Annotated in this window: 14 protein-coding genes and 1 other annotated feature; of the genes, 9 read left to right on the top strand and 5 right to left on the bottom strand. The window is 54.2% G+C overall.

The window, feature by feature from the left end; genetic code table 11:
• Positions 1-24: 24 nt before the first annotated feature.
• The gene (sohB, locus tag ACQ86O_RS18485; protein WP_431222317.1) at positions 25-1,071 is read right to left on the bottom strand and encodes a protease SohB; all 1,047 of its coding nucleotides are present in this window, start codon (positions 1,069-1,071) and stop codon (positions 25-27) included.
• Positions 1,072-1,433: 362 nt separating this feature from the next.
• Between sohB and ACQ86O_RS18480 the strand changes: the two genes are divergently transcribed.
• Together ACQ86O_RS18480 and cobO are read left to right on the top strand one after the other, a co-directional pair.
• Complete coding sequence (locus tag ACQ86O_RS18480) at positions 1,434-2,195, top strand: YciK family oxidoreductase (RefSeq protein WP_431222316.1); 762 nt, start codon at positions 1,434-1,436, stop codon at positions 2,193-2,195.
• A 14-nt stretch (positions 2,196-2,209) separates the two neighbouring features.
• Positions 2,210-2,800 carry a cob(I)yrinic acid a,c-diamide adenosyltransferase gene (gene cobO / locus ACQ86O_RS18475; RefSeq protein WP_431222315.1) on the top strand — a complete coding sequence of 197 codons (591 nt, stop codon included), beginning with the start codon at positions 2,210-2,212 and terminating at the stop codon, positions 2,798-2,800.
• A 38-nt stretch (positions 2,801-2,838) separates the two neighbouring features.
• Here cobO and rluB read toward each other — a convergent pair whose 3' ends face one another.
• From rluB to rnm, 3 genes are all read right to left on the bottom strand, one after another.
• Complete coding sequence (gene rluB / locus ACQ86O_RS18470) at positions 2,839-3,756, bottom strand: 23S rRNA pseudouridine(2605) synthase RluB (RefSeq protein ID WP_431222314.1); 918 nt, start codon at positions 3,754-3,756, stop codon at positions 2,839-2,841.
• 152 nt (positions 3,757-3,908) lie between these two features.
• Positions 3,909-4,529, bottom strand: a complete 621-nt coding sequence (locus tag ACQ86O_RS18465) for an L-threonylcarbamoyladenylate synthase (protein WP_431222313.1) — start codon at positions 4,527-4,529, stop codon at positions 3,909-3,911.
• Between the two features lie 48 nt (positions 4,530-4,577).
• A complete protein-coding gene (rnm, locus tag ACQ86O_RS18460; RefSeq protein WP_431222312.1) occupies positions 4,578-5,465 on the bottom strand; it encodes an RNase RNM in 888 nt (295 codons plus the stop codon).
• A 241-nt stretch (positions 5,466-5,706) separates the two neighbouring features.
• Positions 5,707-5,811: a sequence feature (Trp leader region), on the top strand.
• Positions 5,812-5,835: 24 nt separating this feature from the next.
• On the opposite strand from rnm, the gene ACQ86O_RS18455 reads away from it, so the two are divergent.
• The 7 genes from ACQ86O_RS18455 to ACQ86O_RS18425 all read left to right on the top strand — a co-directional run bounded on the left by ACQ86O_RS18455 (position 5,836) and on the right by ACQ86O_RS18425 (position 12,934).
• Positions 5,836-7,398: an anthranilate synthase component 1 gene (locus ACQ86O_RS18455; RefSeq protein ID WP_431222311.1), complete on the top strand. Its 1,563-nt coding sequence runs from the start codon at positions 5,836-5,838 to the stop codon at positions 7,396-7,398.
• Positions 7,398-7,979: a glutamine amidotransferase-related protein gene (locus ACQ86O_RS18450; RefSeq protein ID WP_431222310.1), complete on the top strand. Its 582-nt coding sequence runs from the start codon at positions 7,398-7,400 to the stop codon at positions 7,977-7,979. Before ACQ86O_RS18455 ends, ACQ86O_RS18450 begins: the two co-directional genes overlap by 1 nt.
• Before the next feature lie 15 nt (positions 7,980-7,994).
• Complete coding sequence (gene trpD / locus ACQ86O_RS18445; protein ID WP_431222309.1) at positions 7,995-8,993, top strand: anthranilate phosphoribosyltransferase; 999 nt, start codon at positions 7,995-7,997, stop codon at positions 8,991-8,993.
• A gap of 3 nt (positions 8,994-8,996) precedes the next feature.
• Complete coding sequence (gene trpCF, locus ACQ86O_RS18440) at positions 8,997-10,358, top strand: bifunctional indole-3-glycerol-phosphate synthase TrpC/phosphoribosylanthranilate isomerase TrpF (protein WP_431222308.1); 1,362 nt, start codon at positions 8,997-8,999, stop codon at positions 10,356-10,358.
• A gap of 38 nt (positions 10,359-10,396) precedes the next feature.
• Positions 10,397-11,587, top strand: coding sequence for a tryptophan synthase subunit beta (gene trpB, locus ACQ86O_RS18435; RefSeq protein WP_431222307.1), 1,191 nt, complete (start codon positions 10,397-10,399; stop codon positions 11,585-11,587).
• Positions 11,587-12,393 (top strand): tryptophan synthase subunit alpha, encoded by an 807-nt coding sequence (gene trpA, locus ACQ86O_RS18430; protein WP_431222306.1) that lies wholly within the window; start codon positions 11,587-11,589, stop codon positions 12,391-12,393. Before trpB ends, trpA begins: the two co-directional genes overlap by 1 nt.
• 226 nt (positions 12,394-12,619) lie before the next feature.
• A complete protein-coding gene (locus tag ACQ86O_RS18425) occupies positions 12,620-12,934 on the top strand; it encodes a BON domain-containing protein (RefSeq protein ID WP_431222305.1) in 315 nt (104 codons plus the stop codon).
• A gap of 42 nt (positions 12,935-12,976) precedes the next feature.
• Here ACQ86O_RS18425 and ompW read toward each other — a convergent pair whose 3' ends face one another.
• Positions 12,977-13,618, bottom strand: coding sequence for an outer membrane protein OmpW (gene ompW / locus ACQ86O_RS18420; RefSeq protein ID WP_431222304.1), 642 nt, complete (start codon positions 13,616-13,618; stop codon positions 12,977-12,979).
• Positions 13,619-13,807 lie beyond the last annotated feature (189 nt).

Here is a 13,807-nt window from a genome sequence, read left to right as displayed (position 1 = left end):
CCGTATAGTCATCGGTTTTATGGCTTAAATCAGCGGCTTCTCACTGCGCTGCCACCAACGTAACAGCAGGCGATCGACACTCTCTGCTGCGCTGCCGGTAAAACGGTCAATCAGGCGCTTGCGACGGGCATAGCGCACCCCGACAACCTCATGATTCTCCATCTCGGCAATCAGCAAATCGTCGCTGGTGCCAACCGCGTCAATCAACCCTTTGTCTTTTGCCTGAGTACCGAACCAGTGTTCCCCGGTCGCCACACTTTCAATATCCAGTGAAGGCCGTTGCTGATGAACAAACTGCTTGAACAGTTCATGAGTTTCGTTCAGATCTTCACGGAATTTCTCACGCCCCTGCTCGGTGTTCTCACCCAGCAAAGTCAAAGTACGTTTAAATTGCCCGGCAGTGTGCAACTCAATATCGATATCGTTCTTTTTCAACAGGCGATGGAAGTTGGGGATCTGTGCAACCACGCCTATCGAACCAATGATGGCAAACGGCGCTGCAACGATGCGATCGGCAACGCAGGCCATCATATATCCCCCGCTGGCCGCCACCTTATCTACTGCGACCGTCAGACGGATACCGCCCTTGCGCAGACGTTCCAACTGAGACGCTGCCAGACCATAACCGTGAACCACTCCTCCCGGGCTCTCCAGGCGCAACAGAACCTCGTCCTTGGTGGTGGCTACGGCCAGAACAGCAGAAATTTCTTCACGCAGCGATGTCACTTCGTGGGCATCCATGCTGCCTTTAAAATCCAGCACATACAGGCAAGGCTTGGTCGCCTCTACCGCGCCGGATTTAGCACGCTGCTTCTTCAGCTTGTCATCGGCTTTGTTCTGCTTTTTAAACTGCTTGGTCCAGGCCTTTTGTTCTGCGGCCCCCATCCGGGCAAGACGCATTTCACGCTGCATTTCGCGATACTGCTCACCCAAATCATCAAGCTGCAATTCCCCTTTCTGCTGGCTTTTGCGCTGGCCCAGGCTGAACGCCAGCAACGCCAGTGCGGCAATGGCAATCACCACCGTGGCAACTTTGGCCAGGAACAGGCCGTAAACAGATATAAACTCCACAGATTCCGCCTTTATTTACAGTTTGTTAGTGAGACTTCATTCATTTTAGCCAATCGGCACTGCGGCTGTCGCGACCAAATGCAAATTCCTGCTTTTCTTCCCTCAATATGAGGGGGCAACTCTGGCAATCAAGCCACTTCTGTTCCGTTTTTGTTACAAAAGAATGCCAATTCTGCGGGCTAATCATTGAAAATGCGATCCATTTCAGGCATATAACACGCATTATTCATCAACGTGATGAGACAAATTCGCTGTGGGATTGTTGCCGTGGTCGAGCCAAACTGCTCCTGCTGATGATCCCCTAACCATCTGAATTCCCTTTAATCAAAAGGGATCTGGCCAACTTGGCGCGAGGAACTATTGTGCATTACCAACCTAAACAGGATCTGCTCGAACAACGTATTATTTTGGTCACCGGCGCTGGCGATGGCATTGGCCGCGAGGCCGCCCTGACCTACGCCCGTTTTGGTGCGCAACTGATATTGCTCGGGCGGACAGAACGTAAACTGCAGGCCGTGCAGGCAGAAATAGCTGCCAACGGCGGTGCCGCCGCCCATATCATTACGCTCGATTTGCTGCACACCACACCAGAACAGTGTCAAAGAGTAGCCGATGAATTAGCTTGCATCGTGCCACACCTCGATGGCGTTTTGCACAATGCAGGCCTGCTGGGTGACATCGCCCCAATGGCGGAACTTTCGATGACCATGTGGAATGAGGTGATGCAGGTCAACGTCAATGCTACTTTCATGCTGACTCAGGCCCTGCTGCCACTGCTGCTGAAATCAAACGCTGGCTCTCTGGTCTTTACCAGCTCCAGCGTTGGCCGAATGGGCCGTGCCAATTGGGGAGCCTACGCGGTGTCGAAGTTTGCCACCGAGGGAATGATGCAGGTACTGGCCGATGAATATAAAAACCGTAATTTACGGGTTAACTGCATCAATCCTGGCGGAACTCGCACACAAATGCGCGCATCCGCCTTCCCTGATGAAGATAAAAACAAACTGAAAACACCGGCGGATATCATGCCGCTCTATCTGTATCTGATGGGGGATGACAGCCGCCGCAAAACCGGTATGAGCTATGATGCCCAACCTAATCGCAAACCCGGCGCCGCCGAATAAGGAACCCTTGAATCATGGCTGAAGATCGTCACCAGCAACGTCAGCTGCGCCTGAAAGAACAGGTAGATGCCCGCATTGCCGCCGCACAAGATGTACGTGGTTTATTGCTGGTATTCACCGGCAATGGCAAAGGTAAAACCACCGCCGCATTCGGCACCGTCGCCCGCGCGGTCGGCCACGGAATGAAAGCCGGGGTGATCCAATTTATCAAAGGCCAATGGGCCAACGGTGAGAAAAACCTGCTGCAGCAACACGGGGTGGAATTCCAGGTCATGGCCACAGGTTTTACCTGGGAAACCCAGGACCGGGAGAGTGACACCGCGGCCTGTCAGGCAGTTTGGCAGCATGGCAAGCGCATGCTGGCCGACAGCAGCCTGGATCTGGTGCTGATGGACGAACTGACCTATATGGTGAGTTACGGCTATCTGGAGCTGGAGGAACTGCTGGAGGCGCTACATCAACGCCCTGCACACCAGACGGTGATCATCACCGGGCGCGGCTGTCATCGCGATTTACTGGAACTGGCGGATACCGTGACAGAGATGCGGCCGGTAAAACATGCGTTTGAAGCCGGGATCAAGGCACAGCAAGGTATTGACTGGTAGTAGAAAGATACCGTGGCCTGATGGCCACGGTAAGGAAATTAGCTGCGCTTGGCAGATTTTGCAGGCTTGGCTGCCGGTTTCCCCGGTTTGCTGCCTGGTGCACTGCGGCGGTTGCCGGTTGCCACCTGGCTGTGGCGTTTAACCGCACGACGGATCTGATTGGCTTTCACGCGGCGGCGCTCACGTTCCACCGGCAACTTGCTGACGGTTTCCGGCTTAAGCTCTACCAATTCGCGCAGATAGTTGATTGCCTTCAAATCCAGTTCCGCATAGCCGCCACGAGGCAGGCCTTTTGGCAGATCGATGTCGCCATAGCGCACTCGGATCAAACGGCTGACCTGAACGCCAACGGCTTCCCACAGGCGACGAACCTCACGGTTACGGCCTTCAGTCAGGGTCACGTTATACCACTGGTTGATCCCCTCACCGCCCTGGAAACTGATGGTGCGGAAAGCGGCTGGACCATCTTCCAGTTGCACACCACGGCTCAGTTGCTTGATTTTTTCGTCATCAATCTGGCCGAACACACGCACCGCGTATTCACGCTCAACTTCACGGCTTGGGTGCATCAGGCGGTTGGCCAGTTCACCATCCGTGGTAAACAGCAGTAGGCCAGAGGTATTCACATCCAGGCGACCTACTGCCACCCAGCGTGAGCCTCGCAGTTTTGGCAGACGATCGAATACCGTTGGGCGACCTTCCGGATCGCTGCGGGTACAGAGTTCACCTTCCGGCTTGTAATAAGCCAGCACACGGCAAACCGCTTCTGCGGATTCTTTGATTGAAACAACGTGGCCATCCAGACGAATTTTCATCGCGGCAGTCACTTCAACGCGATCGCCAAGCTTGGCGATTTTCCCGTCGACGCTGACTCGGCCAGCTTCAATCATGGTTTCTATTTCACGACGCGAGCCATGGCCGGCACGTGCTAATACTTTCTGTAACTTCTCGCTCATTGAGCAACCTCTAGTGTCGCCTTCACAGGCGTCGGGGGACTTTGCCGCCGCGCTTATCGGAATAAGGCAGCCGCAAAAATTATCTCTTGGTCAAAATCGACCGCTCACTATACAGGCTTTATGAGTCGTTGGCACTGACTTCGTCGGGTTGTTTATCGAAACGGAGAGGGGTCACCTGCGCCTTCACGTACCACTTCCGGTGAAGATTCGGTCAGATCGATAACCGTAGTCGGTTGTTGGCCGAGGAAACCGCCGTGGATCACCAGATCGACCTGTTTACCAAGATGTTCACTGATCTCTTCCGGATCGGATTCGGCAAAGTCGTTGCCTGGCAGCATCAGCGTGGTGGACATCATCGGTTCGTTCAGCACTTCCAGCAATGCCAGAGCAATTGGATTGGAAGGCACCCGCAGACCGATGGTTTTACGTTTGTCATTCATCAGGCGACGGGGGACTTCTTTAGTCGCTTTCAAAATAAAGGTGTAATTACCCGGCGTGTTGTTCTTGATCAGACGAAAAGACGAATTATCTACGTGGGCATAAGTCGACAACTCAGACAGATCGCGGCACATCAGGGTGAAATTATGGTTACCGTCCAGTTGGCGGATGCGGCAGATACGTTCCATTGCCGCCTTCTCTTCCAATTTGCAACCCAGCGCATAGCCAGAGTCCGTTGGATAAACGATCACACCGCCCTTGCGCAACACATCCACCGCCTGGTTAATCAAGCGTGGCTGCGGGTTGTCCGGGTGAATATAAAATAACTGGCTCATCTGTTACTCCTGAAGATAATGCACGCGCACGACAACGCCCGCGTTAAATCAACCTACTTTGATCTGTTGGGGCTGCGGCCAATCACGCCATACCGGTTCAACACCGCCCGGCAACCACAGTTTGCGCCCCAACTCAATCCACGAGCAGGGTTGATGGAAATCAGACCCCTGCGAGGCCAATAATTGGTAATCCTGCGCATACTTTGCCAGCAATGAACGCTCGTGGGGGGCCTGTTGACACTGCGCCACCTCCATTGCATCGCCGCCATTCTCGGCAAAATACGCCAGCAGGCGCTTGAGCCATTTGGCGGTCAGGTCATACCGGCCCGGGTGGGCCATCACGGCTTGACCGCCGGATTGATGAATCACATCAATGGCTTGTTCTATTGTACACCACTGCGGGGGAACGTAGCCGGTTTTCCCTTTAGCAAGATATTTCTTGAATACCTGTGCCAGATTATCCGCCACGCCGGTCTGCACCAGGTAGCGGGCAAAATGCCCCCGGGTTACTGACCCGCCACCCGCCAGCAGTTGTGCCCCTGCGTAGGCATCAGGAATGCGCGCTTTCGCCAACCGGATACCTATTTCCTGTGCGCGTAAATTACGCCGTGCGCTCTGTTCTGCCAGCAATTGCCGCAGTGCGGGATGCGCAATATCAAGCCCCAACCCAACAATGTGGATTTCGTGGTTTTCCCATAATGTGGAAATCTCCACGCCATTAACCAATTGCAGCGGTAACGCCATGCTGGCGATCGCACTGGCGGCCTCCGCCAAACCGTCGATGGTGTCATGATCGGTGATAGCCAGCACGCCAACACGCATCTCGACGGCTCGCTGCACCAGTTGTGTCGGCGTTAAATAGCCGTCGGAAGCGGTGGTATGGCTGTGGAGATCGTACAGGGTAAAAGCGGAGGATGGCGAGCTGCTGTCTGTCAAAGGAGATATCCTGCATTGGCTTGGCTTTCTATCATAACCGTTATAACTGGCCAGACGGAAATCTATTCTACCGCTGGCGCATTTCGCTAGATGAAAGATTTTCATAACAACCGCTAACACATTGTGCAAAAAGAGGGTTGACTTTAAACTCGCGAACCAGTTAACTAGTACACAAGTTCACGGCAGTGACCGTGTTTGGATGATAAACAGAGAGCATAAGATGATTAAGCAAACTTCTCTTCTTCGTTGGTGGCGTACTTCCCTTTCCCGGGTCGAGTAATCACGCATACCTGTCATCCGACACTGCAGATTCCCAAGGCCCGCTCATAACAGCGGGCTTTTTTTGGACAATATTTGACTGGAACCACCGATGATGAACAACAAACCACAGCTTAAACTACTCACGGCACAGGCCGGTTACCGCAGCGACCCAACGGCGATTTTTCATCAGTTGTGCGGTGCGCGCCCGGCCACCCTGTTGTTGGACTCGGCGGAAATCAACAGCAAGCAAAACCTGAAAAGCCTGCTGATTGTTGATAGTGCACTGCGTATTACTGCACTGGGCCGTAACGTCAGTATCCAGGCGCTGACGGCCAATGGTTCTGCCCTGCTGCCATTGCTCGATATTGCGCTACCTGGCGAGGTTCAGATTCAGGCCAGCCCAAATGGCCGCGAATTGACCTTCCCAACCATTGATGCAGTGCAAGACGAAGATGCCCGCCTGCGTTCATTGTCAGTATTTGATGCACTGCGGACTATGCTGACACTGGTAGATGCCCCCGCCGATGAACGTGAGGCCATGTTACTGGGCGGCCTGTTTGCCTATGACCTGGTTGCCGGATTTGAGGATTTGCCTGAATTACGCCAGGACCAGCGTTGCCCAGACTTCTGCTTCTACCTGGCAGAAACGCTGCTGGTGTTGGACCATCAACGCAAAGTGGCGCGCTTGCAGGCCAGCGTCTTCACCGGTGAACGTGCTGAAACCCTGCGTTTGCAACAGCGGCTGGAGCAGCTTCAGGTTCAACTGCAACAGGCCCCGGTTGCCATTCCTCATCAAAAACTGGAAGACATGCAACTGAGCTGTAACCAGAGTGATGAAGAGTACGGCACGGTAGTCAGCAAACTGCAGCAGGCTATTCGCCAGGGCGAAATTTTCCAGGTAGTTCCTTCACGCCGTTTCTCGCTGCCTTGCCCTAACCCGCTGGCAGCCTACCAGACGCTGAAAGAAAACAATCCCAGCCCTTATATGTTCCTGATGCAGGATAACGAGTTCACTCTGTTCGGCGCCTCGCCGGAAAGCGCACTGAAATATGATGCCGCCAGCCGCCAGATTGAAATCTACCCGATCGCCGGGACCCGCCCGCGTGGCCGCCGGGCCGATGGCTCGCTGGATCTGGATCTCGACAGCCGCATTGAGCTGGAAATGCGCACCGATCATAAAGAACTGGCCGAGCACCTGATGCTGGTCGATCTGGCCCGTAACGATCTGGCCCGTATCTGTGAAGCTGGCAGCCGCTATGTTGCCGACCTGACCAAAGTTGACCGCTACTCGTTCGTGATGCACCTGGTCTCTCGCGTTGTCGGCAAGCTGCGCGCCGATCTTGATGTGCTGCATGCCTATCAGGCCTGCATGAATATGGGCACCCTGAGCGGCGCGCCAAAAGTCCGCGCCATGCAGCTGATTGCGTCCTCCGAAGGTACCCGCCGCGGGAGCTACGGTGGTGCGGTTGGTTATTTCACCGCTCATGGCGATCTCGATACCTGTATTGTCATCCGCTCTGCTTACGTTGAAGACGGTATTGCCACCGTGCAGGCCGGCGCTGGCGTGGTACTGGACTCCGTTCCCCAGGCCGAAGCCGATGAAACCCGTAATAAGGCACGAGCCGTGCTGCGTGCCATTGCCAGCGCGCATCAGGCCAAGGAGGTGTTCTGATGGCCGATATCTTACTGCTCGATAACGTCGATTCCTTTACTTACAACCTGGTAGATCAACTGCGGGCCAGCGGCCACCAGGTGGTGATTTATCGTAACCAGATTGCCACCGATATCATCATTGAACGCCTGCAACAGATGGAACAACCCGTTCTGATGCTGTCACCGGGCCCTGGTACCCCGGCCGACGCCGGTTGCATGCCTGAGCTGTTGCAACGCCTGCGCGGCCAAATGCCCATTATTGGTATCTGTCTTGGCCACCAGGCGATTGTGGAGGCCTATGGGGGCCATGTTGGTCAGGCGGGTGAGATCCTGCATGGTAAGGCTTCAGCCATCACCCACGATGGTGAAGGAATGTTTGCCGGGATGGCCAACCCGCTTCCGGTAGCCCGTTATCATTCATTGGTGGGCAGCAATATCCCTGCGGAACTGACCGTTAATGCGCGCTTCGGCGACATGGTGATGGCAGTTCGCAACGATGAACAACGTGTATGCGGTTTTCAGTTCCACCCAGAATCGATTCTGACTACCCAGGGCGCACGTCTGCTTGAGCAGACTCTGGCCTGGGCACTGGCGAAATAATTAAGGTAAATGACTATGCAACCTATTCTTGACAAGCTGTATCGCTCAGAGTCGATGGATCAGCAGGAAAGCCAGCAACTGTTCAGCGCAATCATGCGCGGTGAACTGGAGCACAGCCAATTGGCAGCGGCTCTGATTAGCATGAAAATCCGTGGTGAGCGCCCGGAAGAGATCGCCGGGGCTGCCCAGGCGTTGCTGGCCGATGCCTTGCCGTTCCCTCATCCAGATTATGCCTTTGCTGACATTGTCGGCACCGGGGGAGATGGCACCAACAGCATTAATATCTCCACCGCCAGCGCGTTTGTCGCCGCTGCCTGTGGCGCAAAAATCGCCAAACACGGTAATCGCAGCGTTTCCAGTCGTTCTGGCTCTTCTGACCTGCTGGCGGCCTTTGGTATCAACCTGGAACTGCCAGCGGAAAAATCCCGCCAGGCGTTGGACGAACTCGGTGTGTGCTTCCTGTTTGCACCGCAGTACCACACCGGTTTTCGTCATGCGATGCCGGTACGCCAGCAGTTGAAGACCCGCACGGTATTCAACGTGCTCGGCCCACTGATTAATCCGGCGCGCCCACCGCTGGCGCTGATCGGCGTATATAGCCCAGAACTGGTGCTGCCAATCGCCCAGACCCTGCGTGCGCTGGGTTATAAACGCGCCGCGGTGGTCCATGGCGGCGGCATGGATGAAGTGGCAATCCACACCACCACTGAGGTAGCCGAACTGAATGACGGTGAAATTGAAAGTTATCAGTTAACGCCAAAATCCTTTGGCCTGGAAAGCCACCCGCTGGAAGCGTTGCTGGGCGGGGCGCCGGAAGAAAATCGTGACATTCTGGCAAGCTTGTTACAAGGTAAAGGAAAGCGTGCTCACGCCGCAGCCGTCGCCGCTAACGTGGCGCTATTGCTGAAATTATTCGGACAGGAAAACCTGCGCCATAACGCGCAGCAGGCATTGGATATGATCCACAGTGGGCAAGCGCACCAGCTGGTCACTGCTTTAGCAGCAAGAGGATAAGTAATGCAGGAAACCGTGCTCAACAAGATTGTTCGTGACAAGGCACAATGGGTCACGGCACGCAGCCAACAACAGCCACTGGCCAGCTTTCAAAATGAAATCGAGCCAAGTACCCGTGGCTTTTATCATGCCCTGCAAGGGGCCAGAACGGCATTTATTCTTGAATGCAAGAAAGCGTCCCCTTCCAAGGGGCTGATCCGCGAGAATTTTGATCCGGTTGAAATCGCCTCGGTATACCGGGATTTCGCTTCGGCAATCTCGGTACTGACCGATGAGAAATACTTCCAGGGCAGCTATGATTTTCTGCCGCTGGTGAGCCAAACCGTCACCCAGCCGGTGCTATGCAAAGATTTTATGATCGACCCTTACCAAGTCTACCTGGCACGCTATTACCAGGCTGACGCCATTCTTCTGATGCTGTCGGTTCTCAATGATGAGCAATACCGCCAACTGGCCGCGGTGGCACACAGCCTGAATATGGGCGTGTTGACCGAAGTGATAAGCGAAGAGGAATTGCAACGCGCGATCCAACTTGAAGCTCGGGTAATTGGTATCAACAACCGCGATCTGCGCGATCTCTCCATCGATCTGGATCGCACCCGCACTTTGGCTCCGCGTGTGCCGCACGGCGTTACGGTGATCAGCGAATCCGGGATCAACAACTACCGCCAGATCCGCGAACTAAGCCGCTATGCCAACGGCTTCCTGATCGGCAGTGCATTGATGTCCGAGCCCCATTTACGCAGTGCCGTACGCCGGGTGATCCTCGGTGATAACAAAGTCTGTGGCCTCACCCGGCCACAGGATGCCGCTGCCGCTTATCAGGCCGGTGCCAACTACGGCGGGCTGATTTTTGTGGGCCGTTCCCCCCGCTGCCTAGATATTGCCCGTGCAAGGGAAGTCACCGCCGGTGCTCCGCTGAAATACGTTGGTGTGTTCTGCGATGCCGCCCTGGATACGGTCGTGCAAACCGCCGAAAGCCTTGGCCTGTTCGCGGTGCAACTGCACGGTGCAGAAGATCAGGCCTACATCAGCGCATTGCGAGCCAAGCTGCCAACCGGCTGCCAGATCTGGAAAGCATTGAGCGTAAAAGATCATCTGCCAGCCCGCGATCTGCAGCATGTGGAGCGCTATCTGCTGGACAACGGTGCAGGCGGTACCGGTGAGCGTTTCGACTGGTCGGTACTGCAAGGCCAAACGCTGGACAACGTAATGCTGGCCGGTGGTTTGAGTGCAGATAACTGCGTGGATGCCGCCCAGCTCGGTTGCGCAGGCCTTGATTTTAACTCCGGCGTTGAGAGCCAACCCGGCATCAAAGATGCCGCTCGTTTGGATGCGGTCTTCCAGACTCTGCGCGCCTACTGATTGCGAACACAATTTAACGGATAATAACGGGAAAAATAATGACGCTGCTTAACCCTTACTTCGGCGAATTTGGTGGTCAGTATGTGCCCCAAATTTTGATGCCAGCCCTGAAACAACTGGAAGAAGCTTTCGTTAGCGCACAGCGCGATCCGCAGCTCCAGGCAGAATTTATCGATCTGCTGAAAAACTATGCGGGGCGCCCAACGGCGCTGACCCTGTGTAAAAATCTGACCGCCGGAACCAAAACCAGGCTCTATCTGAAGCGTGAAGACTTACTGCACGGGGGCGCACATAAAACCAACCAGGTCTTGGGCCAGGCCCTGCTTGCCAAGCGCATGGGCAAAACCGAGATCATTGCGGAAACCGGTGCTGGTCAACATGGTGTGGCTTCTGCGCTGGCCTGCGCGTTGCTTGGCCTGAAATGCCGTATCTACATGGGGGCCAAAGACATTGAGCGCCAGTCGCCCAACGTGTTCCGCATGCGCCTGATGGGAGCAGAAGTGATCTCGGTGCACAGCGGTTCCTCCACGTTGAAAGACGCTTGTAATGAGGCCCTGCGCGACTGGTCCGGCTCCTATGAAACAGCCCACTACATGCTGGGTACTGCGGCGGGCCCGCATCCATTCCCAACGATTGTGCGTGAATTCCAACGCATGATCGGTGAAGAAACCAAAGCCCAGATGCTAGAGCGTGAAGGCCGCCTGCCGGACGCCGTTCTTGCCTGCGTGGGTGGCGGTTCCAATGCTATCGGCATGTTTGCCGACTTTATCGATGATACCAGCGTGGGCCTGATTGGGGTTGAACCTGCTGGCCTGGGCATTGAAACCGGCCAGCATGGCGCCCCGTTGAAGCACGGCCACGTTGGCATTTACTTCGGTATGAAATCACCGATGATGCAAACCTCTGAGGGGCAAATTGAAGAGTCCTATTCGATTTCTGCCGGTTTGGACTTCCCTTCCGTCGGCCCGCAGCATGCCTATCTGAACAGCATCGGCCGGGCAGAATATGTGTCCATTACCGATGATGAAGCCCTTGAGGCTTTCAAAGCGCTTTCCCGCCACGAAGGGATTATCCCGGCGCTCGAATCTTCCCATGCCTTGGCGCATGCGTTGAAAATGATCCGTGAGACACCGCAGAAAGAACAGATTCTGGTGGTTAACCTGTCCGGGCGCGGTGACAAAGACATATTTACCGTTCACGACATTCTGAAAGCTCGGGGAGAAATTTGATGGAACGTTATCAGCAACTGTTCAAACGGTTGGAAAATAATAAAGAAGGTGCATTCGTCCCATTTATTACCCTGGGCGATCCGAACCCGGCACTGTCGTTACAGATAGTCGATACCCTGGTGGAAAACGGGGCAGATGCGTTGGAATTGGGGATCCCCTTCTCCGATCCTCTGGCCGATGGCCCAACCATTCAAAGCGCCACATTACGTGCCTTCGCCTCTGGCGTTACACCGACACACTGTTTCGAAATGCTGGCGGCAATCCGCCAAAAACACCCTACCATCCCAATTGGCCTGCTGATGTATGCCAACCTGGTGTTCCATCGCGGCATTGATGCCTTTTATCAGCGCTGTGCGGAGGTCGGGGTTGATTCGGTATTGATCGCCGATGTCCCGTTCGAAGAGTCTGCACCTTTCCGTGCGGCGGCAATTCGCCACGGCATCGCGCCGATCTATATTTGCCCGCCGAATGCCGACGATGATTTACTGCGCGAAATCTCTTCTCATGGCCGTGGTTATACCTACCTGCTGTCACGCGCCGGGGTGACGGGTACCGAAAGCCGTGCGCAGTTGCCGCTGCATCATCTGGTGGAAAAACTGCGTGAATATCACGCGGCTCCGCCGTTGCAAGGTTTCGGCATTTCTGAGCCTTCGCAGGTCAAGGATAGCTTGCAGGCTGGCGCTGCCGGGGCAATTTCCGGTTCGGCCATTGTCAAAATCATCGAGCATAATCTGGCTCAACCGACAGAAATGCTGGCCAAGCTGGGTACGTTTGTTCGTCAAATGAAAGCCGCAACCCGCGTTTAGCCCCTCCGTTGCCTATCACCGGAAATATCTTGATATCTCCGGTGATAACATCTTGTTTACCTTCAATGTTGTTACAGAAAGTTGCGCAAACAGTTTGAACAAACCGAAAACCTGTCCCACAATCATAGGGGTTGATTAAGTATCCTGTTATTCGGTGAGTGCACTCAGTTACCTGATTGAAAATCAGTGTTTAGTTTCAACATTAACATAGCAAGGAGAGTCATTAATGAAGCTATTTAAAACCCTTTCGGCACTGTGCATGGCGGTTGTTCTGGCAATGGCGGTTTCCGCCTGCGCTCCAACGGCGAAATCCGAAGGAACTGGCGGCTACATAGACGATACGGTGATTACCACCAAAGTGAAGTCTGCACTGCTGGCGGACAAAACCATCAAGTCCACCGAAATCAGCGTCGAAACCTTTAAAGGCCAGGTGCAGTTGAGCGGTTTTGTCAGCTCCAGCGCAGATGCTAACCGCGCAGTTCAGGTGACTCGCGGCGTGGCTGGTGTTAAATCGGTAGAAAACGCGATGCGCGTGAAGTAATTGCAAGAGGGAGGCGCTGAACAGCGCCTCCTTAATACGGACTTAGAAGCGATAACCCGCGCCAAACATAAATACCCATGGATCCAGACGAGTATCGATGCTCTGATGCTGATCGCCTGCGTCAAAGCGAACTTTGGTTTCGATATTCATCCACCATACCGACATGTTCAGCATCCAGTGCTCATCCAGGTTGTAATCCAGACCGGCCTGACCAGCCACGCCCCAGGAATCTTTCAGATCCAGATTGCTCAGACCCGCACTCTTACCGTTGTCGTTGAACTTCTCATCAAAGAAGGTGGTGTAGTTCACACCGATACCCAGGTAAGGACGCAGTTTGTCCTGCTTGTCACCGAAGTAATATTGCGCCATCAGTGTGGGTGGCAGCTGACGAACCGTCGCAATATCACCGTTAACTACACTACCGTTCAGTGAAACCTTATGGCGGAACGGTGTCGCAGCCAATAATTCCACACCGATATTGTCAGTCACCATATAACCGAAGGTCAGGCCCAACTGGGTGTTGTTATTTGCGTTGAAAGACCCTTGTCCCAGAACATTATCCGAACCCGCATTAGGACGCACCGTTGCAGTACCTGCACGGAACAGGAAATCACCGGCCTGATGCGCACTTGCCAACATAGGAGCCATCATAGCTCCCAATACCACCAGCGTTGTCTTTTTCATTATCCATTCCATTTGTGTGGTTTACAGTCTCGACGAATATACCTATTAACAGGTATTTATGATCCAATCGAGATCACATCTTATGTGTAAAAATTTAAATTCCCACCAAAAACAAGGATACCCAAGTGACTAATAAGTCTGGAATTGATCTGAATCAATAAATTCAGTTTGTTGCAAAATTGATGCATG

Source organism: Serratia sp. L9 (assembly GCF_050632285.1).
GTDB lineage: Bacteria > Pseudomonadota > Gammaproteobacteria > Enterobacterales > Enterobacteriaceae > Chania.
Note: the sequence above shows the minus strand (reverse complement) of the source record. Positions and strands in the feature narration are given on the sequence as shown.